Below are 20,530 nucleotides of genomic sequence, written 5' to 3' on the forward strand. Positions count from 1 at the left end.
AAAGAGATCGTGTGAGGGGTGATGCTCGATGCGAAATGAACCTTCCGATACGCCTTTTTTTTGAAACTATTTGTAAGCTTAGTATGATGGGTTTTTTTCGCACAATTTTCATCCTTTCTTTTTATAAAACTGCTTATATTTAGTCAATAAAACGTAAAATTTATAAGAAAATTCACCTATTGGTGAAAAATAGTATTTCAAATCTGTGAAAATCATCAGTATAGTGAACTTTGTCAAAGGTTATAAGTCTTTCTCTGCTATTTTACGAATGACAGAAAAAGCGTTGCACAGTTCAAATGATTCTGTAACGATCTCAAAATCATTTTTTGTTAACGGGTCTTAGACAAACGCAGTTTTGAAAAGATCACTTATAAGATGTGGCAAGTATAGAGGAGGAGGGAGAATGAAAGGAGAAAAGGTATGGAAATTAGTTCGTATGGTTCTGTTTTGCACTCTTTTTTATGGGATAACTATTTCTACGGCAGCGGTGAATGCTCAGGAAGTGCAGTCGGTTGAAACAGAAAGCTCTGTGCTTTTTACCGGTGTTTATGAGCCTATTGGGCAACCCGAACCAGCACCGCCAGCAGGCCCTACAGAGAATATCTCGCCACCAAACGAGGTAGCAAAACCAGGTGGTATTTTACCAAAGACCAACGAGACAAGAACTTACGGCGTAATCTTACTTGGATTACTGCTCGTACTGGTTGTATTGTATGTGCAATATACCAAACATCGATCAAAATTTATGATGGTTAAAAAGAAAAGACAAATAATTTGAAAGCAGGGATGAATTTGAAATTCGTAAAATTTGCATCGGCAGCTGTTTTAGCTGCAACTTTATTTACTATTAGCGCGCAAGCCTTGGCTACTGAAAGTGTAACAAACCATGATACAGAAGGGAAAGTTCTCTTTGTACCAAACGATAGCGAAGCGACAGTGGTTCAACCACCAAATCCTGGTCCTAATGGTCCAGATGTAGAGATCGATCCAGTCGGCCCGGAAGGACAAACGGGACCATTGACGATTGCTTACGCACCTACGCTTAATTTCGGTGAGCAAGTGATTTCTAATACCGATCAAGAATATAAGCTAGTGGCTGAATTACACAAGCTAAAAGATGCGGAAGATAGTGAAGAAAGAGTTCCTTATGTTTCTTTTGCCCAAGTCCAAGATACGCGTGGGACAAATGCTGGGTGGGATTTAAAAGTTTCCTTAAGTGCTTTTGAATCAGGAACACAAAATAATGAACTGACTGGAGCAAGAATTCGTTTTAATTCGCCAAAATTGGAATATAACGGAAGCAACCAAGAAAATGAACCACAAATTCATGCGGATGGATTGATTTTAGATGCTACAAATAGTGAGCGTTCGGTTCTGACCGCTGCTCAAACAAAAGGTGCTGGTGTATCGTCAGTCGTTTGGGGCGATCAGGAAGAAATCAATCGACAAGTGGAAGCAGGCGCAGAGGTTGTTGAAAATGCTGGAATCGAGTTACTTGTTCCTGGATCAACAGCGAAAGACGCTGCTCTTTATGAAGCAACCCTTACTTGGACATTGGCTGCAACAGCTGGACCGGACGGAGAAACGGTTCAATAACTTGGTTTTGTACTGAATAAAAAGAAAGAAGGAACTAGAAATGAAAAAGATTCGTTTAGCTACGGTCGCTGTATTATCCACCACTTTACTAGCAGGAGGCGTTCAAGCCTTTGCCCAATCTTCATTAGAAACGACTACCGATAACGTTGTAGGGTTTACCTCAGACGGAAGCGATCTAACAGTGGTACAACCGCCAGTCGTGCACCCAGAAGTAGAAACGATCGAACCAACACCGCCAGGACAAACGGGTCCATTTACCATTGCTTATGCACCACAAACATTCGATTTTGGTCAGAATGCTATTTCTACCAGTGATCGTTGGTATTCAATCGTTGCTGATGAGCGTAATTTGGCTGATCAATCAGGTACGACACCGTATGTATCGTTTGCCCAAGTGCAAGATACCCGAGGAACGCATGCTGGTTGGACATTAAATGTTAGTCTAACTGATTTTACTTCTGAATCAGGGGATGTCTTGACTGGGGCAAAAATCAAGTTGGCAAACCCTGAGATCGTGTTCAACAAAGGCGAGGGTGATCCAGACTTACAGCCAAGTGCCGTTATCAATAATGAAGAACAAAATGCGTTGATCCTAGATGTCAACGATCAAGACATTCCTGTCATGCGTGCTTCGGTCGGTCAAGGCGCGGGCGCTTCATCGATTTACTGGGGAGATCAAGAAAAATTGACGGAACAAAATCTTAATAAACAAGAAGGCGAAATTATCAGAAATGATGATATTCAACTATTTGTACCAGGTTCTACCACGCAGCTAGCAACTAACTATACTGCGGAAATGACATGGACGCTAACTGCTTCTGTTGATAGTGGCGGCGAAACAGTAAATCCGTAAGAAGGATCATAGCTTGCAACAAGAAACAACTGGCGGGAATAGTAAATTATTCCTGCCTTTTTTGGAAGGAGAACCACTTTTGACTGAACAACGTATGAGAATGAAATGGATAAAAACGGTTACCTGTGCGGTCATCCTATTATCATTCTTTTTTTCACCAAGATTGAGCTATGCTCAGACAGAATCAGAATTAAACTTCTATGTGACGCCTATCTTACCGGAAAGTCAGCTGGAAGGAGGGGCATTGGGGTATTTCGATTTAAATCTTGGGGCAGGAGAACGTGATGAATTGGCTTTAGAGATCGGAAATGGTTCTGATCAAGCGATCGAAATAGAAATTTCTGTCCATACGGCATTTACGAATGTGAATGGTGTTGTGGAATATGGTAGGGATGCAGAATCCCCTGATCCGACTTTACCTGCATCAATTGATGAACTGGTAGAGGTGCCTGAAACCGTATCGTTCGATCCATTAGAAAAACGAATCATTTCTTTACCGATTACGATGCCAGAAGAGGAATTTAAAGGGGTTTTGGCAGGTGGCATTCGAATCAAAGAGGTTATTTCGGAAGAGGAGCAAACACAATCTGCTGAACAAGGATTAGGTATTCGGAATGCATTTTCCTATGTCATTGGTGTGGTAGTAAGCAACAATCGGTCCGCAACGGATCCGGGATTGGAACTGCTTGATGTTTTTGCCGATCAAGTAAACTACCGAAACGTATTTAGTGCTGTTATCCAAAATTATACTTCAACATTTGTCAATCAATTGGAAGTAACAGCTGAAATTCGATCTGTTGGCAGTGAGACAATTTTATATGAAACAAGTCAATCAGCGATGCAAATGGCTCCTAATTCACATATGCATTTCCCAATTCCCTTGAATGGCGATCGTTTTCGTAATGGGGAGTATGTATTGAATCTTACTGCGCGGTCAGGAGAGGAAGAGTGGTCTTGGGAACAGACATTTAGCGTAGAGGCAGAAGATGCTCGCCGCTTAAATGAACTCGATGTCACTGTAGATACGTCACTCAATTGGTGGATGATCGCCACGGCTGGTCTAATCAGCTTGTTTCTATTGCTTGCGATCATCCTAATTGTTCGTCAGAAAAAAAATGCAAAGGAAGGTGGGAAAAGTTGAAATGAAGAATACCCCACACAAGGTAATAATTGCGATCATTATTGGATTGCTAAGTGTGCAAACTTTTTTTCCAAGTCTGAGCAGTTTACTATTGCCAGAAATCCACGCCATCGATCACACGATTGAACCATTGGACGAAACGCATAACATGTCCTTGCTTGATAAAGCAACACAACCGATCCAAACAAAAGAATTTGACATCCATACCCCTTTTTTTCAGTTTCCAGTTAGTGTGATTGAAGGTGTCGTGGATCAACCGATCGATGTTTTCGTCGTATCAAGCCAACCGTTAGATGAGATTACGCTGGTTGTAGCGAAAGAAGCAGCGATCGCGGAAGAAGAATTTGCTGCAGAAGTGAAGAGTAAAAAGCTGTCTGAAGAAGAACAGGAATGGACGCTTACCTTTGATGAAGAGCTAATGGAGTTCGAGATTCCTATCGTCTTTAATAAAATAGGCGATTATCAACTGGTTATAGGTGAAGCGGAACTAACGATCGAAGTACAGGCAGAAGATGACGAGGAAGAGGACTCGGATGATGATGCAGATAATGAAACGATCGAGACAGAAGTCTCACCATCAGAGACGCCGCAGGAAGGGGAACGAACCACGCAACCTTCCAATGACGCGAACCTAAACGAGAATCAGCAAGACACAGAAGCTGATCAAGCAGAAGCGATTGCCCAATTGACAGAACCGGTCACACCGTTAAACGAAATCAGTCACCGGGATGTTTCCAACTGGCAAGAATTTATGGCGGCAATCGTGAACAAAGATGTAAATTATATCAATATCGTAAATGACTTTGTATCTTCGGATAATCCTACTCAAGGAGTTTCTGGAGTGGCTGCGGGAAGTGCAACTTCCAACCCTACAAATGGATTAGCCTATATTTGGACCAATGCTTCTGGAATTTCAAGAACGCTTGTGATCGAAGGCAATGGGTATCAAATCGACTTTAGAGCTGTTGCTGTCGGATTTTATGATAGTACCGTCAATAGTGCAACGCCGTGGGACATCACGTACCAAAATATCGATATCGTTCATGGCAACTATTATGGCTTCATGAATTTTACGAATATGAGCATTCCACAACAGAATCTATCCAGAATGCGCTACCATAATTTGACCAATGCGGGAAATCAATTGATTCACTCGCACGCAACACCTGTCGTTATGTCTGGCGAGGTAACATCGCATCAATCACCGACGTATACGTCCCGATCAGGACGAGTACAAACGATCAACGCAACGAATCAGGTAAATATGGAAATAACCCAATTAGAAGTTCTCGATAACGCAGTAGTTGACATGTCAACGATTAATGCGGGAAATATTTATTTGTACTATGCAACGGGTCGAATGATTATTGGCGATGATGTGAAAATGACCTTGCGAACAGCTGGCACAGGAGGAGAAGCCTATGGGGCAAATATTTACATTCAAAATGGTCGGATCGATATCGGTAATCGATCAGAGCTTCATTTGAATGCTCGAGCCAACTCCCCCGCAATCAGTATGTACGCTAGCGGCGCCCACTTTGAAATGTCTGAGGATAGCATGCTTTGACGGGCACTTATGCGACCGTTGTTAATTATAGTAAAAAAATCAATTCACTGATTGCGGTCTATGGATTGACGCAATATGACCAAGTGATCGCAACAGAAACAGGCTTGTTTATCCAAGGAAAAGAACAAATTCCAGAAGAGTATCGCTCCCTCATGACATTTCCAGAATACAACGGTCGTGACTACAATCTTTCTGGTTCGTATCCTGTTGGACAATGTACTTGGTATGTGTTCAATCGCGTGAGTCAATTAGGCGGTCAAGTAGATGACTACATGGGAAATGGTGGTCAATGGGGCAATACTGGACGACGTTTAGGTTACAACGTCAGTCAAACGCCTAAAGCAGGTAGTATGATCTCTTTTGCACCTGGAACAGCTGGATCTGATCCTCGTTATGGTCATGTCGCTTTTGTTGAAGCCGTTGGTCCAAATGGTATTTTGGTTTCAGAAGGAAATGTCTATGGTGGAACCACAATCTCTTATCGCGTGATCAGCAATGAATTGGCGCACTCATCAAGTGTTTCATATATTATGCCAAAATAAGGATGGAGGGCTGGCAATATGAGTAAAAGGCATAGACAAATAGGTCTTCCTATCAGCGGTATCTTTTTGATGGTCCTTTTGCTTATTGCGTTTCTTCAGCCGTATCGACTGGCGTTAGTCAGAGGAACGTCCATGCTGCCGACGATCGAGGATCGACAAGTTGTGCTGATTCATAAAAAGCACCAGCCAAATCGCTATCAGCTGATCGCTTTCGAACAGGAAGGAAAATTTTTGATCAAGAGAGTGATTGGTGTGCCGGGGGATTCCTTCGTTCGTACACAGGAGCGGTTGTTGATTGGGGTGGAGGATACTGACTTTGATTTTTCATTTATGATCACTGTGAAGGATGAAGCCGTTGAGGCGTTGCCGATTCGGGGGTACCTCAAAGAAGATGAGTACTTTGTCGTTGGCGATGCACTGCTCACTTCAAGTGAAAGTAGATACAGAAAAACTTGAAGTAAAAATCCAGCAATTAGAATCCAAGTTAGCTGTTCAGCAAGAAAAAGAGCAACAAGAGAAACAAACTTACGAAAAGGAACGCGCTGAATGGACCTTGAAGCGGCAAGAAATCCAGCAGCTGCAAGAGGTAATTGCTGATTTGAAACAGCAATTGGCAGAAAAAGAAGAGCTTGCTGCAAATGTATCAGCTAGCGAATCAAATGAAGAAGTCGCAGAGCTTCAGGCGACAATCGAAGCATTAAGGGAAGAAAATGCAGCCCTACAAATCGAAAACGAGCAGTTCCAAACAGAAATCAGTGAGGTCTTAGTCTTTGCTAGAAGAAAAGCGAATCGCACAATTCAGGAAGCGAAAATCGAATCTGAACGAATGATCCGTACAACAGAAATGCGGATCGATGGGATTCATGATCGTGCCAAAGAGATTCTTTTTGAAGTGAACGAGACGAAAGAAAATGTGATTCACTTGTTTGACGATCTGCATAATCAAGTTCATCAGCTTTCCGATAAAAAATTGCTGTTTGAAGAGCTTGAAAAGTAAGCTTCTACATTTATATGGCAGGAATCGCAAAAAAACAGTAGATCAGATTTTGATCTACTGTTTTTTTGCGATTCTCCATTATTCGACACTACCATCGTTTGGTTCCGGCGGGTCCGGTGGTGAGGAAGGATTATCCTCACTGCTGGAAGGTGTTGTTGAACCGGGATCCTGACTAGAAGTAGGAGGCGTAACGACCGATGATGAATCATCCTCATCAGGTGTTGTCACTGGTGGTGTTACTTCGCTTGATGATTCTGTTGTACTTGATGGTGTTGATTCGCTACTTTCTGTAGAAGGTGTCGTTGGTTCAACGTAGGAACTGCTGCTGGACGAACTTGGTGCTGAATAGCTTGGTTGGGTGTACGTCCCTTCAAGATAAAGCTCTCTTCCGATCCGTGTCAATCCGTCAGGCATTGTCCAGTCCGTGTTTTCTACAGAAGCAGAAACATAGCGCATCAATTCACGATAGACATCTGAAGCCACATGGGTACTACTATCAGTGATCGGTGTCATTTTGTCGTTGTAGCCTGTCCAAACCGCCAATGAGTAGGAGGGAGTATAGCCGGCAAAGGTAATATCAGGGTAGGCGCCATTCGATGTATCCAGTTGTGCTAACTGGTCATCGGTGTAGTTGGACGTTCCCGTTTTCCCTGCTTGGTACAAACCATCGATTTGCGCGTTGGTTCCAGTTCCGACAGAAATAACATCTTTCAAGATATCGGTCACCATGTAAGCTGTCGTATCATCCATTGCTTCTTGACCAGAAACTTTAAAGGATTCTTCGTCTTCTGTGCCATCTTGCATGACGATTTTATTGACGTACTGTGGTTCATAATAGGTGCCACCATTTGAAAACGCAGCGTAAGCAGCGGCCATTTTCAGACTGGAGATCCCATACTTTGTGCCATCCAATTTATCCGTATTGCTGGAAATCGCATTGGATTGGGTGATCGTATCATATTCGATTCCTAAACCACTGAGAAAGTCTGCGATATTGTCCGCGCCGACTTCATCAAACAGCTTCACTGCCGGCACATTTCTAGACTCTGCTAGAGCGGTCCGCAAGGTGATATTGCCCATATATTGGCGATCCCAGTTGTAAACAGGAATATTCGTCCCTTTATATGTGTAAGGTTCATCTAAAATCATTCTACCCGTGGAATCTTGTAGAAATTGAAAGGCAGGGCCGTAGTCTGTGATTGGTTTGACGGTCGAACCAAAGTCTCGTGCGACATTGACAGCCAGGTTATTTGCTAGAACATCATCAACATTACGGGCACCGATCTGAGCGGTCACCTTGCCTGTGTTAACATCAACTAAGGTAGCGGCAACTTGCATCTTGTCATCTGGGTAATCAACGTAGTCGTCACTGTTGACGATGTCATATAATCGTTTTTGTGCATCGATATCGACATTAGTATAAATATCTAAGCCGTCAGTATACACATCTTTCCCAGTTTTTTCTTTGACTTCAGCGATCACTTCGTTAAAGTAGTTGTCAAAGTATTTCCACTCTTGGTTTTCACGGGGATTGTCTTGCAAGCCTTCTTGAATATCCTCGGCAACGGCCGCATCATATTCCGCTTGCGTGATTTTTTCATTTTCCAGCATCGCACCTAAAACAACATCTCGCCGACTTTTCGCATTATCAGGATGCGCAAATGGGTCAAAAGCTGAAGGGGCATTTGGTAAACCGGCAATCAAAGCGGTTTGCGCAAGGTCTAGTTCAGCTAACGGCTTGCCGTAAAACTTCATTGCGGCCGTTTGCATCCCATATACACCATTGGACATATATACTTTATTGATGTAGTAAGTGAGGATCTCTTGTTTTGATTTCATTTGTTCAAGACGAACCGCCATCCATGCTTCTTGTGCTTTTCGACGTAGTGTTTGGTCTTCAGCGCTGGTAGAAAAGAAGGACAGCTTGATCAATTGCTGTGTCAACGTACTTCCGCCTTGCATACCGCCGGTTGTGGCATTGGATAATGCGGAACCGACGATCCGAATCGGATCGACTCCGATATGCTGGTAGAAGCGGCGATCTTCGACAGAGACGATCGCGTCTTCCAGCAGTTGAGGAATCTCACTTGCTGTAATTTTTTCTCTGGTTTCACTACCGAATTCAGTGATCAATTCGCCATTTGACGCATAGAAACGAGAAGAAACCGTTGAATCCAAACGTGTTTCATCAAGTGCAGGCGCATCTTTGGCATACCACCAGAATAGCCCCATCCCGGATAGAATCCCGATACAGCCCAAGAAAAACAGCCCCATAAATACTTTTAAAAGAATACTCCCAATGCTTCGTTTGCCTTTTGCCTTAGGAGGCTTTGGTGCTTTTTTAGCTGTACCTTTTTTAGAATCATGCCGAGAGGTCCTCGATTGTGATCCATTTGCCATACTAATCATTCTCCTTCATCGTTAAAAATTGATCAACTGCTTTTAAATAGGGAATACGCGGCGCAATTGAAGGGATGATTTCAATCCCATTCGTTTCAATATAGGCCAGTGTCATTGATTTTTTCCCCGTTTCTTTTTGCAGGTGCCATTGAGAAATTAAGCACTTGCTATCGAGAAAAAAGCAGCGTTGTAGACTAGAAAACCATAAAAGAACGAAACATAAACCCGCTTGTTCCAAACAGTCTTCCATATGCTTGATTTGGTGTGGATGAAAATTTTTAAAGGGAAATGACGTTTTGTTTTGAGTCTCTTTCGCTTCAAAGTCGATATATTGCCCTTGATAAACCCCATTGTAATCAGTGGTGGATGCCTCACGGAAATAGGCTTCTTTGATTACGGCGGCGCTTCTTCTTGGATAATCTACTTTCACGATTTGAATTGGTGTCGGTTTCTTATGAATGACAGCAAGTTTCCGATTCAAATAATAAAGGTTGCTTTCATTGATCGCTTCTTCAAAACGCATCCCACGATTGGCATACGTTTTTGGCTTTATTAGTTTCTCTTGCATTTTTTGTTTTTTGCCGTCATCATAGGTAGTAGATTGTCCATTCGGGTAACGAATAACCATGTTGTTCACACTCCTAGGCAACATTATACCAAAAAGTCGTTTGGAAAGAAAAGAGATGACCAGAGAAACAATGAAAACCTTATACTTTACTGGCTATCGTAATTATGAATTAGGTGTATTTCAAGCAAAAGATCCCAAGATTGCAGTTATTAAGAAAGTAATAATGTCGACTTTGACCAATTATGTCGAAGAAGGGTTAGAATGGCTCTTGATCAGCGGGAATCTTGGCGCGGAGCTGTGGTGTGCCGAAGCCGTTGAACAATTAAAACAAACATACCCAGAACTGAAACTAGGAATTATTTTTCCTTTTGAAGGGTTTGGTGAAAATTGGAACGAAACAAATCAGCAGGCACTGCAAACAGCGAAGTCATTTGCCGATTATGTCAATTCCACCAGCCATAAGCCTTACCAAGACCCCAGTCAATTAAGAAATCACACGGCATTTTTACTGGAGCATACCGAAGGCGCACTTGTGTTATATGATGACGAATTTCCAGGAAAACCTAATTATTTCTTAAGAGATGCCAAAGCTTATAGTGAGCAAAATCCCTACTTTATTCATCAAATAACAATGGATGACCTACAAAACGCAATATTTGATAGTAATTTACTTTGATTTTCGTATATTTTTTGATAGAATGGTCTAGAAAGTGAAAACCATTTGGAATAAACAATGAGGTGTAAATAATGGCAAATTTAATTTATAGTCCAAAAGATATTCTGCAACAAGAATTCAAAACAAAAATGCGCGGGTATGATCCAGTTGAAGTGGACGAGTTTTTAGATAATATCATTAAAGACTACGAAAGCTACAATAAAGAGATCTTAGCCCTGCAAGAAGAAAATGACCGTCTGACAGCGAAAATCGATCAATTGTCGAAAAACCAAGCGATCGCATCTCGTGTTCAACAAGAAGCGCCGAAAAGCCAAACCGTTACAAACTTTGATATTTTGAAACGTTTGTCTAATCTTGAAAAAGAAGTGTTTGGCAAAAAGCTTGATCGTGAATCAGAACCTGTCACTCGTTCTTCTTCCTACAACAGCAACTATACAAATGCTGATTTTGAAGATGACAACGAAAAAACCCGTCAATTCTAATCTAATGTAGAAAAGATAGTTGTGGTTTTCGGGTAATTGCGGCATAACTCGATTATGCTGAGGAAAGTCCATGCTCGCACAAGCTGAGATGCTTGTAGTGTTCGTGCCTAGCGAAACCATAAGCTAGGGTACTTGAGAAAGTAACGGCAGGAAAAATGGCTAAGGTGTAAGCTATGCCAAAGTATCCTTGAAAGTGCCACAGTGACGAAGCAAGGCGGGAAACCGTCTTGGTGGAACGCGGTAAACCCCTCGAGCGAGCAACCCAAACAATGGTAGGGGCACTTTTTGCACGGAAATGAACGGAGCAAGAAGGCAAGTAATTGCAGATAGATAATTACCCAGTGTTTTCTTCTCCCTGAGGAAAATACGGACAAAACATGGCTTATAGAAAATCACAACCTATCAGGGAATCCTTCCAGCAACGGAAGGTTTTTTTATACCAAGAAGGAGAGCGTTATGACTGAAAAAACATTTAATTGTATTGCCACCGCTGCGAGCGGTTTAGAAGCACTAGTGGGCAAAGAATTACGGGATTTAGGGATCGAGTGTGAGGTTGAAAACGGCCGAGCGCGTTTTAAAGGGACGATGGAGACCATTGCTACCGCGAACTTGTGGCTCCGTACAGCGGACCGTATCAAAATCGTCGTCGGGGAATTTGACGTATTGACTTTCGATCAGCTGTTTGAAGAAGTTAAAGCGTTACCGTGGGAAGACTTTTTACCTTTAGACGCTGAATTTCCAGTAGCTGGAAAATCAATCAAATCAAAATTGTATAGTGTACCTGATTGTCAAGCAATTACCAAAAAAGCAATCGTCAATCGTTTAAGAGAAGTATACCATCGTCCAGCAAGTGTGCCGCTGACTGAAACGGGCGCTTTTTTCCAATTAGAAGTCGCTTTATTGAAAGACCATGCGATGATCACATTGGATACGACTGGCCCTAGTTTGTTTAAACGTGGCTATCGTTTAGAAAAAGGAGGCGCGCCGCTGAAAGAAAACATGGCTGCGGCTTTAGTGATGCTGACAAATTGGTACAAAGACAAGCCGTTTGTCGATCCTGTTTGTGGATCAGGCACGTTGTGTATTGAAGCAGCGTTGATCGGTCACAATATCGCCCCTGGCTTTAATCGGGAATTTGTTTGCGAAACGTGGGATTGGTTCCCAGCAGAAGTATTTGAAAAAGTACGGAAAGAAGCAGATGAAGCAGCAGATTATGATGTCGAATTAGATATTACCGGTTCGGATATCAATGGTCGAATGATTGAGATCGCCCGCAGAAATGCGGAAGAAATCGGTCTAGGAGACTCGATCACCTTCAAACAACAAGCCGTTAAAGACTTTAAAACAGAAAAAGAGTATGGTGTCGTTGTGGCTAACCCTCCTTATGGCGAACGCTTAGGAGAAGAAGCGTCCGTTCAGCGACTGTATCAGGAAATGGGCCAAGTGTTTCGGCCGCTTAAAACCTGGAGCAAGTACTTTTTGACCAGTGACTTGACTTTTGAGACCCATTACGGCGAAAAAGCGACAAAAAAACGCAAATTATACAACGGTGCGATTCGTACCGATCTCTTCCAATACTGGGGACAACGTCCGCCACGCAAAAAGGAGTCTGCTGAATGAAAGAACAAGAATTTCTGAAAGAATTAAAAGAAATCGATCTATTACAACAAGCAATGGGGATCTTAGGCTGGGATAATCAAACAGGGATGCCAGAAAAAGCCAGTGATTACCGTGCGGAAGTTGACAGCTATTTATATGGTCTATACTTTGATAAAAAAGTGGGGGAACCAATCCAAGAAGCGATCAGCTATTTCAGGAAACACCCAGATGAATTATCAGAAGTAGGGAAAGCTGCGTATCAATTAGTCAAAGAAGAATATGAATTGCAAAAAGATGTACCCAATGAGTTGGCGATGGCGGCTTCCGCAGCTACGTCAAAAGCACATACTGCTTGGCTCAAAGCCCGTAAAGAAAAAGATTTTTCTTTATTTAAAGACGCTCTTTCTGAAAACATTCGCTTGACGAAAGAATTGATTCCTTATTGGAAGAAAAATGAGCTGACGAACTATGACGTCTTGTTAAACCAATACGAGCCGAATATGACGGTTGAGATCTTGGATAACGTATTCTCACAAGTGAGAGACGGTATCATGGATATTCGTCGTCAATTGGCTGAAAAAGGAACAGCGCCAGATACTTCGATCCTTTCACGTAAGATGACCGAAGCGCAACAACGTAAATTTATCTCAAAAGTGATCGCCGACTTAGGCTATGACTTTTCTCGCGGCCGTTTGGATAATACGGTCCACCCATTTGCTACGGGGATCAACCACAATGATGTACGGTTGACCACACGCTGGAGCGAAACTGACTTTTCGATGGGACTGTTCGGTGTGATTCATGAAGCTGGTCACGGGATGTACGAGCAAAACATCGATGAGAAATACGAAGGCACGCCTGTTCATGAAGGGGCGTCCATGGGAATCCACGAATCCCAATCGCTGTTTAATGAAATCATTATCGGCAGCAACCGCAATTTCTGGGCAAAGCAATACCCATTTTTCCAAGAATGTGCGGAAGGCACGTTCGATGATGTGTCTTTTGACACTTTCTATGACTCCTTGAAGCATTCAAAAGCTAGCTTGATCCGTATTGAAGCCGATAGTCTGACATATGTCATCCATATCATTATTCGTTACGAGATCGAAAAAATGATCTTTAACGAAACCGTATCGATCGATGAACTGCCAAAAATCTGGAATGACAAATACGAGGAATATTTAGGGATTCGTCCAGAAAATGACCTGGAAGGGATCTTACAAGACGTTCATTGGTCTGGTTCAAGCTTCGGGTATTTCCCATCCTATGCTCTAGGATATATGTATGCAGCGCAATTACTCCACGCTATGGAAAAAGAAATCAATGTCGATGAAGTGTTGGCTTCGGATGATTATTCACCGATTCGTAAATGGCTGACTGAAAATATTCATCAATATGGCGCATCCAAGAAACCAAATGAATTGATTTTAGATGCAACGGATGAATTATTGAATCCTCAATATCTATTAGACTATTTACGCAAGATCTATTTTAGTGTCTATAAAATCAGCGAGACGCAAGATTTCGCTTAAAAGTAACGAGTGGAAAGAAGCTTCGCAAGACGTTACCGCCCCAATTATTTCATGGGGTGCTCGTCTTGTTGAACTTCTTTTCCTTTTGTATCAATCACCATCGAAAAAAGAAGGCTAGCTGCTTTCATATCGAAAGAAGGAAAAAAATGAAGGAAGAAAACAATGTTGCCGATCTTAGCAAAGTAATTGCTTATGCCGAAAGTATTCTGGGGAATGATTACACAGGACATGGGTTTGATCATGTCAAACGAGTGGCTGGGTTAAGTCAAGCCATCATTGATGCCGACGAATTGGCAGTTGATTGCTTTGTCGTACAGGCGGCAGCCTATCTCCATGATACGGTGGATGACAAAGTTGTGGCGGATGTCACAGCGGCGTCTAATGAAGTGCGAGCTTGTTTGACCACAGCGGGAGCCAGTGAAGCACAAACGAAAGAAATTTTTTCTATTATCGAGAATCTGTCTTTTTCAAAAGAACTTTTGCAAGGCGCGCAAGTTGTCTCAGTAGAAGGCCGCGTCGTTCGTGATGCAGATCGTCTCGATGCTTTAGGTGCGATCGGTATTTTACGGACGAGTTATTTTGGTGGCAGTCATCAACACCCGATCCATGTCAGTGACTTAGCCCCAAAGACGTTTCAAAATCATGAAGATTACCGAAAAGGGACGACGGTGATCAATCATTTTTATGAGAAACTATTTTTACTTCCTGAAAAGATGACCACGGCGTATGGCAAAAAAGAAGCCCAACGACGTGTGGCTTTCATGAAGGATTTTTTAGAAGAATTCTATGCAGAATGGGATGTTTAACTTTGTTTAGAGTTTTTTAAACTGAAATTCGATTATTTCCTTTTTCCTCCATTGTTCTTTATAATAATAAGTACAAAGGAGGGATGGAAATGTACTACCAACAGGCATTACAACCGAATGAACTATTGCCAGCGATTTCCAATTCAGGGGAATGCTTTTTTGTCATTCGGGCTGAGCTACCCATCCGGCAATATCAAATCGCAGTCTATCTTTACGACGATCAATTCTTTTTGTTGCAAGATGATCGCTTGTTTGATCAAATCGACCAAATCTCTAGTGAAACATTAGGGGATGAAGAAGAGATTTTACCATTTATCGAAGAAGCGCTGGAAGAAAACCATTATTTATTAGTGGAAAAAGCGTTTATTCGTTTAGATCTATCTACTTTACAAAAGATGACCGATCTTACTAGTTTCGATATCTTGTTTTATGAATTTTTTGACTCATGGGGGGAAGAAGGATGAAACGGACTGAATACGTAACGCTACAAGACCAAACATTGATCGACCTATTCCAGCAGTTAGGAGAGGATGTTTCAAATCTCGAGCTGATCGATGAAGAAAAGAATATCGATGTGGTGGTTGTGTCGAATAGTGACTGGCAATATTTATTGGAGCAAGTCAATGATGATGTGAAAGAGTCTTTTGCTGATACCTCAGAGACAGACCTGGATGAAGAACTAGCCGACGAATAAACCTTTTTTTAGTTGATAAACTGTTTTACTACGAAAGTGGCGGATGGATCTTTAGAACGGGTCTAGCAATCTAGGCAGCTTACCAAAAAAATACGAAGCGATCTCATTTCCCGTCAAGAGGAGCAGGATCAATTCGTATTTCTAGGTAAGTTGTTTTTATTTTGTCCGCAGACGAACGTTTTTGACTTTTAAATAGCCGCGAATCAAGTTGACAATCAGTAAAAGAATGCCCACAATCAATGGAATCGCTAATAAATAAGGCGAGTAAAGGTGGGTTTCTTGCACGTGTTCAAGAGATGTTTTCTCCACTTCATTGATGGCTTGTTGAATGACTTGTAAACTAAATCCTGTCAGAAAACCAGCAATGATGAAAAGGACGAAGCCTAGATAGGGAATATCGGAAGACCGGCGAAAAAGAGCAAAAGCTGCATATAAAACCAAAAGGAATGCCGGTACGCCAAAGGCAAAATAGGGATTTAACATGGTTTTTTAACCTCCTTTTCTTTTATGATACTCCAAAATTTACGTTTTGGGAAATAGCGTGTAAGATAAAAAGAAAACGTGAAGGAGTTCTTTATGTCCGCTTATATTACCCCAATAAAGGTTGCCTTGCTGGTTTTTCCTTTCCTAGCATTGGCGATATCAATGATTTTTTTTGTTATCCAATATCGAAAATACGGTCGTTTTATCTTGTCACGCGCACTGGTTCTGTATTCATTTGTCTTCTATTTATTGTGCGCCTATTTCTTAGTTATCCTACCATTGCCCTCGATCGAAGAGGTAGCACAGATGACTGGTCCTAAGATGGAATTGCAGTTAGGTTCATCGTGGCAACATTTTGTCCAACAGACCGTCTTAAACATTCACGATCCGCAAACCTATCTTCCCGCTATGAAGCAGGGGGTCTTTCTTGAGCCACTCTTTAATTTATTGTTGACCTTACCATTTGGGGTCTATTTGCGTTATTACTTCAAATGTTCCTTTTTAAAAACACTCGTTATTACGTTTTGCCTGACGTTGTTTTTTGAATTAACGCAGTTGACGGGCCTATATTTTATTTATCCTCGTCCGTATCGCTTATTCGATGTCAATGATCTCTTTGTCAATACAGTTGGAGGGCTTGTGGGCTGGACGATCGCCCCACTTTTTACGTTCTTATTGCCATCAAGGGAAGAGATGGATGCCGATTCTTACGCCAAAGGCACTCGGGTGACTGTGACACGAAGGGTGTTTGCTTGGTTGATCGACTGGGGAATACTGAATGTGATCAGTTTCCTTGTGGTGATCGCTGTTCGTTTGCTCACTCAACAGACGGTACGGGACTTTAGTGGGGACTATTGGTACTTTGCTCTTGAAGTGTTGCTGTACTTTGTGTTGTTGGCTTACCTTGCCAAAGGACAAACGATTGGAAAAAAACTCGTACGAATCAAAATCATGCAAGAAGGCCGTGAGCGTGTCAGCTTGGGGGCGTTATTGAAACGCTATGGCTTGTTTTATCTGATTTATGCCAGCATCAGTCGGGTCAATATCTTCTTCGCTCCGTTTCTTGAGTCGGATAATATGCTGCTTTTAGTCGTTAGTTTGTTGATGGTAGTTATTTTTGGGTTGATCCAGTTTGGTTTTTACTTGAATCTCTTGTGCGCAGCAATAAAAAAAGAAAGTCGCTTTTTCTATGAGCGCCGCAGTGCAACGTATACTATCAGTACGATCGATCCTCAATCGATTACAAAAGAAAGTTAGGAAAACAAGGCAACATATGCTATAATCCAAAGGATGCTAAAAGAAAGAAGGTGTTTGAATGTCTTTTGAGTCATTTAAATTTCAACCATTTATTTATGAAGCACTTGCTGATAAAAAGTTCTCTAAACCAACAGAAGTGCAAGAAAAACTGATACCTGTTATCCAAAAAGGACGCAGTGTTGTAGGGCAATCACAGACCGGAAGTGGTAAGACCCACACATTTTTACTGCCGTTGATGGATAAAATCGATGCCGAAAAAGATGAAGTGCAAGTAGTGATCACTGCACCGAGTCGTGAATTAGCCACGCAAATCTATCACGCCGCAAAACAAATCGGCGGATTTCATGATCCTGAAATTCGAGTGTCAAATTTCGTCGGAGGAACGGATAAGCAACGTCAATTAAGCCGTCTGCAAAACCAACAGCCCCATGTCGTGATTGGGACACCTGGTCGTATCTTGGATATGATCAACGAACAAGCGTTAGGGGTTCACACTGCCAATGTATTTGTCGTGGATGAAGCAGACATGACCTTGGATATGGGCTTTTTAGAAGAAGTCGATCAAATTGCGGGGCGTTTGCCTGAGAAACTACAAATGCTGGTTTTCTCCGCAACGATTCCAGAGAAATTGCGCCCATTCTTGAAAAAATACATGGCCAATCCATTGATCGAAGAAATCAAATCGAAAGCAGTCATCTCTGATACGATCGAGAATTGGTTGATTTCTACCAAAGGAAAAAATACCAATAAATTGATCTACCAATTATTGACTACAGGCCATCCCTATCTTGCCATCGTTTTTGCCAACACGAAGAGCCGTGTGGATGAAATTACGGATTACTTAAAGGAACAAGGCTTAAAAGTAGCGAAGATCCACGGTGACATCAGTCCTCGTGAAAGAAAACGGATCATGCGCCAAGTGCAAAATTTGGACTACCAATATGTTGTCGCAACAGATTTAGCTGCGCGAGGAATTGATATTGAAGGGGTTTCTCATGTCATCAATGCTGAGATTCCAGCTGATTTAGACTTCTTTATCCACCGTGTTGGTCGGACCGGTCGAAACCAAATGGATGGGACCGCGATCACTTTATATGATCCAAGCGATGAAGGGGCAATCCAAGCCATCGAAGATCTAGGGGTTGTTTTCCAACCGAAGGAAATCAAAAATGGCGAGATCGTTGCGACTTACGATCGGAATCGTCGGCAAAAGCGGGAAAAATCTCGTGACGAATTAGACCCAACCTTGATTGGCTTAGTCAAGAAAAAGAAGAAAAAAATCAAGCCTGGCTACAAGAAAAAAATTCAATGGGCCGTTGATAAGAAGAACAAAGAAAAACGGAAGATCGAACGTCGTCAAACGACTCGAACCGCCCGCAAAAACAAGAAAAATTCGAATAGCTAATGCTTACCAAAACAGCAGTCAAGGAAGAGAACTACTCTTCCTTGACTGCTGTTTTTAATTGTTTGGTCATTTCTACACACAATACGCCATCTTCAGCATAGGGTTCAGATGTTTTTTGATACCCACAGGATTCATAAAACGCACAAGCGTCGATCTCTGCGGATAACACTGATTGGAGGGCACCCTCTTGGATACCACGCATTTCGAGATAATGCAATAATTTGGTGCCGTATCCTTGGTGCCGATAGGCCTTGGCTACGCAAAAGCGATCAGGTTGCAGGGTGTTTGGCGTAGAGAATTGATATCTGCTGGTAGCGATCGGTGCGTTTCCATCTAGCCAAAGATAGTATGGGCAAGTTTGGTCTTTTTCATCAAATTCCCAATCTATAGGAATGTGCTGTTCTTCCACAAAAACGGCTTGCCGCAGGGCGAAAACCGCTTGTAGCATCAACGGACTGCGTCCAAAATAAAGCATCAGTCGTTTTCCTCCTTTTTCGTGGTATACTCGTTATATAGTAATTGTAGCAGATGAGAGGAGAAATGACGTGGATTTTTTTGAGGCGTTACAATGGTCAAATTGGAAGACACTGTCCTTTGAAATCAAAGAACAGCTGATCCAGCAAATTTTAATGTATTTTGTCAGTCCTTTAAAGGAGATCACCGATGTCCATTTTAGTCAGTTGACGTATGCAGGGTTGAAATGTGCTACCTTTGAATTAACGATCGATGGCGAAGACTTTGTCTTTATACCAGGGAACTCTGAGGCGATCTTAGGTTGGGATCTCGGTGTGCAAGGATTACCAGCTACTTGCTGGAGTAAAAATTGGCAGTCACCACCCAACGAGATCATTCGCCAGCTGGAAACAATCTATGAGTTAGAAACCAGCCAGGATTGGGGGATTTTTGTCAATGAGTCTACGAGCCCTTTGCGCAAAGCTGTGATTGATCCTATGCTAGTCCAAAAAAGTTCTCTGCCTGCTGGCGCAAGGTATATCGGGCAGTTAAATACGATCACTGGGGAGTTTCACGGGTTAGTCGATCAATTCAGTGTTTTCGAAAAAGAGCTAAAGGCACAATTCACAGCACCAGCGTCCTTTGAGGAAAGCTTGCGTTGGGAATTACCCGCTTTTTATCACGAAGAGAATCGCTATTTTGCTGCACTCGAGCCGTTATCGGAAACCTATCAGTTATTTACCCACGAATCCGTCAGTCAAACAGAATTGAAACAGCAGTTAGACAAACAAGGCTTTCAGCTGCTATCAGAGGATCAATGGGAATACGTTTGCGGTGCTGCGACTCGGCGACTTTTTCGCTGGGGCAATGAAAAGTCCTGCGACGATGGTGTCTCTTTGTCAACCGCTGAATTGCTTGAACCGAATTTATTTGGCTGCACCTATGGGCTTGCGGATGCGTGGGAGCTGACAGATGGCTTGTCTTTAAAAATGGAAAACTGGCAGATTTGTGGGCATCCTTTATTCGATGCCTTGCCATATGCCAGTTATTACCGTTCACGGAAAATGCTGCAGCCAGATCAAAAGCTTTCTCCCCAGAGCTATCGTTACCGCAAAGCGATTCTGATCAACAAAGAACGGATTTGAGGATTGACTTTTTCGAAACATTTCCTTATACTTTGAATGACGAAGGATATGGTCGGTTTGATGATTCATTACAGAAAGTTTTTCACTGCTGAGAGAAAAACATGAATTCGGACGGATTGCTCCCTTTGGTGCTCAACTGCAGCAGAAATGTTGCCGTCCACTCCGCGTTAACGAGTCTAAGAGGTAATGAGTCACATCATTGCAAGCAAGGTGGTACCGCGTATCGACGTCCTTGCTCTGCAATGGTGTTTTTTTATCGTCAAAATGACTTTACAGGCATAAGAGCGCCTTACCAGCAATTTTGTCAGCCCCTGTATCTTAAGCGAACACAGAA

21 protein-coding genes, 1 other RNA gene and 1 pseudogene are annotated in these 20,530 nt (G+C 42.3%); 19 read left to right on the forward strand and 4 right to left on the reverse strand.

From position 1 onward, the window contains the following. The first annotated feature begins 403 nt into the window (after window positions 1-403). The 8 genes and pseudogenes from IGJ05_RS02910 to IGJ05_RS02945 all read left to right on the forward strand — a co-directional run bounded on the left by IGJ05_RS02910 (window position 404) and on the right by IGJ05_RS02945 (window position 6,696). Window positions 404-778: an LPXTG cell wall anchor domain-containing protein gene (locus IGJ05_RS02910; protein ID WP_010748400.1), complete on the forward strand. Its 375-nt coding sequence runs from the start codon at window positions 404-406 to the stop codon at window positions 776-778. Between the two features lie 14 nt (window positions 779-792). Then, complete coding sequence (locus IGJ05_RS02915; RefSeq protein WP_010748399.1) at window positions 793-1,596, forward strand: WxL domain-containing protein; 804 nt, start codon at window positions 793-795, stop codon at window positions 1,594-1,596. 40 nt (window positions 1,597-1,636) lie between these two features. Further along, window positions 1,637-2,449 carry a WxL domain-containing protein gene (locus IGJ05_RS02920; protein WP_010748398.1) on the forward strand — a complete coding sequence of 271 codons (813 nt, stop codon included), beginning with the start codon at window positions 1,637-1,639 and terminating at the stop codon, window positions 2,447-2,449. A 13-nt stretch (window positions 2,450-2,462) separates the two neighbouring features. Beyond that, window positions 2,463-3,590 carry a DUF916 and DUF3324 domain-containing protein gene (locus IGJ05_RS02925; RefSeq protein ID WP_324638058.1) on the forward strand — a complete coding sequence of 376 codons (1,128 nt, stop codon included), beginning with the start codon at window positions 2,463-2,465 and terminating at the stop codon, window positions 3,588-3,590. Window positions 3,591-4,341: 751 nt separating this feature from the next. Further along, window positions 4,342-5,157 carry a pectate lyase-like adhesive domain-containing protein gene (locus tag IGJ05_RS02930; protein ID WP_317719930.1) on the forward strand — a complete coding sequence of 272 codons (816 nt, stop codon included), beginning with the start codon at window positions 4,342-4,344 and terminating at the stop codon, window positions 5,155-5,157. After that, window positions 5,151-5,699: pseudogene (locus IGJ05_RS02935) on the forward strand (CHAP domain-containing protein); the annotation flags it as partial. The gene IGJ05_RS02930 and the pseudogene IGJ05_RS02935, both read left to right, overlap by 7 nt. A gap of 18 nt (window positions 5,700-5,717) precedes the next feature. After that, window positions 5,718-6,155: a signal peptidase I gene (gene lepB, locus IGJ05_RS02940; RefSeq protein WP_317719799.1), complete on the forward strand. Its 438-nt coding sequence runs from the start codon at window positions 5,718-5,720 to the stop codon at window positions 6,153-6,155. Beyond that, entirely contained in the window at window positions 6,091-6,696 is a 606-nt protein-coding gene (locus tag IGJ05_RS02945) for a hypothetical protein (RefSeq protein ID WP_225000867.1), read from the forward strand. The genes lepB and IGJ05_RS02945 overlap by 65 nt, the downstream gene beginning before the upstream one ends. Before the next feature lie 78 nt (window positions 6,697-6,774). On the opposite strand, the gene IGJ05_RS02950 is transcribed toward IGJ05_RS02945, so the two are convergent. Next, the gene (locus IGJ05_RS02950; RefSeq protein WP_010748392.1) at window positions 6,775-9,096 is read right to left on the reverse strand and encodes a PBP1A family penicillin-binding protein; all 2,322 of its coding nucleotides are present in this window, start codon (window positions 9,094-9,096) and stop codon (window positions 6,775-6,777) included. Between the two features lies 1 nt (window position 9,097). Continuing rightward, window positions 9,098-9,724 (reverse strand): Holliday junction resolvase RecU, encoded by a 627-nt coding sequence (recU, locus tag IGJ05_RS02955; protein WP_010748391.1) that lies wholly within the window; start codon window positions 9,722-9,724, stop codon window positions 9,098-9,100. 70 nt (window positions 9,725-9,794) lie between these two features. Between recU and IGJ05_RS02960 the strand changes: the two genes are divergently transcribed. From IGJ05_RS02960 to IGJ05_RS02995, 8 genes are all read left to right on the forward strand, one after another. After that, window positions 9,795-10,340, forward strand: a complete 546-nt coding sequence (locus tag IGJ05_RS02960) for a DUF1273 domain-containing protein (RefSeq protein ID WP_010748390.1) — start codon at window positions 9,795-9,797, stop codon at window positions 10,338-10,340. 71 nt (window positions 10,341-10,411) lie between these two features. Beyond that, window positions 10,412-10,822, forward strand: a complete 411-nt coding sequence (gene gpsB, locus IGJ05_RS02965; RefSeq protein WP_005226142.1) for a cell division regulator GpsB — start codon at window positions 10,412-10,414, stop codon at window positions 10,820-10,822. Between the two features lie 24 nt (window positions 10,823-10,846). Beyond that, window positions 10,847-11,212: RNase P RNA component class B (gene rnpB / locus IGJ05_RS02970), an RNA gene on the forward strand. A gap of 66 nt (window positions 11,213-11,278) precedes the next feature. Next, entirely contained in the window at window positions 11,279-12,442 is a 1,164-nt protein-coding gene (locus IGJ05_RS02975) for a THUMP domain-containing class I SAM-dependent RNA methyltransferase (protein ID WP_010748389.1), read from the forward strand. Next, on the forward strand, window positions 12,439-13,953 hold the full coding sequence (locus IGJ05_RS02980; RefSeq protein WP_010748388.1) for a carboxypeptidase M32: 1,515 nt from the start codon (window positions 12,439-12,441) through the stop codon (window positions 13,951-13,953). Before IGJ05_RS02975 ends, IGJ05_RS02980 begins: the two co-directional genes overlap by 4 nt. Window positions 13,954-14,099: 146 nt before the next feature. Then, on the forward strand, window positions 14,100-14,759 hold the full coding sequence (locus IGJ05_RS02985; protein WP_010748387.1) for an HD domain-containing protein: 660 nt from the start codon (window positions 14,100-14,102) through the stop codon (window positions 14,757-14,759). Between the two features lie 83 nt (window positions 14,760-14,842). After that, window positions 14,843-15,223, forward strand: coding sequence for a hypothetical protein (locus IGJ05_RS02990; RefSeq protein WP_005226138.1), 381 nt, complete (start codon window positions 14,843-14,845; stop codon window positions 15,221-15,223). Further along, entirely contained in the window at window positions 15,220-15,453 is a 234-nt protein-coding gene (locus IGJ05_RS02995) for a hypothetical protein (protein WP_010748385.1), read from the forward strand. Before IGJ05_RS02990 ends, IGJ05_RS02995 begins: the two co-directional genes overlap by 4 nt. 156 nt (window positions 15,454-15,609) lie before the next feature. Here IGJ05_RS02995 and IGJ05_RS03000 read toward each other — a convergent pair whose 3' ends face one another. After that, entirely contained in the window at window positions 15,610-15,936 is a 327-nt protein-coding gene (locus IGJ05_RS03000) for a hypothetical protein (protein ID WP_010748384.1), read from the reverse strand. A 93-nt stretch (window positions 15,937-16,029) separates the two neighbouring features. On the opposite strand from IGJ05_RS03000, the gene IGJ05_RS03005 reads away from it, so the two are divergent. Together IGJ05_RS03005 and IGJ05_RS03010 are read left to right on the forward strand one after the other, a co-directional pair. Next, a complete protein-coding gene (locus IGJ05_RS03005) occupies window positions 16,030-17,193 on the forward strand; it encodes a VanZ family protein (protein WP_225000864.1) in 1,164 nt (387 codons plus the stop codon). A gap of 58 nt (window positions 17,194-17,251) precedes the next feature. Further along, the gene (locus IGJ05_RS03010) at window positions 17,252-18,598 is read left to right on the forward strand and encodes a DEAD/DEAH box helicase (protein WP_005226134.1); all 1,347 of its coding nucleotides are present in this window, start codon (window positions 17,252-17,254) and stop codon (window positions 18,596-18,598) included. A gap of 31 nt (window positions 18,599-18,629) precedes the next feature. On the opposite strand, the gene IGJ05_RS03015 is transcribed toward IGJ05_RS03010, so the two are convergent. Continuing rightward, window positions 18,630-19,073, reverse strand: coding sequence for a GNAT family N-acetyltransferase (locus tag IGJ05_RS03015; RefSeq protein ID WP_317719800.1), 444 nt, complete (start codon window positions 19,071-19,073; stop codon window positions 18,630-18,632). A 70-nt stretch (window positions 19,074-19,143) separates the two neighbouring features. On the opposite strand from IGJ05_RS03015, the gene IGJ05_RS03020 reads away from it, so the two are divergent. Next, entirely contained in the window at window positions 19,144-20,196 is a 1,053-nt protein-coding gene (locus IGJ05_RS03020; RefSeq protein ID WP_005226132.1) for a DUF7278 family profilin-like fold-containing protein, read from the forward strand. Window positions 20,197-20,530 lie beyond the last annotated feature (334 nt).

Source organism: Enterococcus sp. AZ167, from assembly GCF_051714025.1.
Lineage (GTDB): Bacteria > Bacillota > Bacilli > Lactobacillales > Enterococcaceae > Enterococcus_D > Enterococcus_D casseliflavus.

Coding starts and splice junctions, on each gene's coding strand:
- IGJ05_RS02910 (WP_010748400.1), top strand. CDS start 404: ATGAAAGGAGAAAAGGTATGGAAATTAGTTCGTATGGTTCTGTTTTGC.
- IGJ05_RS02920 (WP_010748398.1), top strand. CDS start 1,637: ATGAAAAAGATTCGTTTAGCTACGGTCGCTGTATTATCCACCACTTTA.
- IGJ05_RS02930 (WP_317719930.1), top strand. CDS start 4,342: ATGGCGGCAATCGTGAACAAAGATGTAAATTATATCAATATCGTAAAT.
- lepB (WP_317719799.1), top strand. CDS start 5,718: ATGAGTAAAAGGCATAGACAAATAGGTCTTCCTATCAGCGGTATCTTT.
- IGJ05_RS02945 (WP_225000867.1), top strand. CDS start 6,091: ATGAGTACTTTGTCGTTGGCGATGCACTGCTCACTTCAAGTGAAAGTA.
- IGJ05_RS02950 (WP_010748392.1), bottom strand. CDS start 9,096: ATGGCAAATGGATCACAATCGAGGACCTCTCGGCATGATTCTAAAAAA.
- recU (WP_010748391.1), bottom strand. CDS start 9,724: ATGGTTATTCGTTACCCGAATGGACAATCTACTACCTATGATGACGGC.
- IGJ05_RS02960 (WP_010748390.1), top strand. CDS start 9,795: ATGAAAACCTTATACTTTACTGGCTATCGTAATTATGAATTAGGTGTA.
- gpsB (WP_005226142.1), top strand. CDS start 10,412: ATGGCAAATTTAATTTATAGTCCAAAAGATATTCTGCAACAAGAATTC.
- IGJ05_RS02975 (WP_010748389.1), top strand. CDS start 11,279: ATGACTGAAAAAACATTTAATTGTATTGCCACCGCTGCGAGCGGTTTA.
- IGJ05_RS02980 (WP_010748388.1), top strand. CDS start 12,439: ATGAAAGAACAAGAATTTCTGAAAGAATTAAAAGAAATCGATCTATTA.
- IGJ05_RS02985 (WP_010748387.1), top strand. CDS start 14,100: ATGAAGGAAGAAAACAATGTTGCCGATCTTAGCAAAGTAATTGCTTAT.
- IGJ05_RS02990 (WP_005226138.1), top strand. CDS start 14,843: ATGGAAATGTACTACCAACAGGCATTACAACCGAATGAACTATTGCCA.
- IGJ05_RS02995 (WP_010748385.1), top strand. CDS start 15,220: ATGAAACGGACTGAATACGTAACGCTACAAGACCAAACATTGATCGAC.
- IGJ05_RS03000 (WP_010748384.1), bottom strand. CDS start 15,936: ATGTTAAATCCCTATTTTGCCTTTGGCGTACCGGCATTCCTTTTGGTT.
- IGJ05_RS03005 (WP_225000864.1), top strand. CDS start 16,030: ATGTCCGCTTATATTACCCCAATAAAGGTTGCCTTGCTGGTTTTTCCT.
- IGJ05_RS03010 (WP_005226134.1), top strand. CDS start 17,252: ATGTCTTTTGAGTCATTTAAATTTCAACCATTTATTTATGAAGCACTT.
- IGJ05_RS03015 (WP_317719800.1), bottom strand. CDS start 19,073: ATGCTTTATTTTGGACGCAGTCCGTTGATGCTACAAGCGGTTTTCGCC.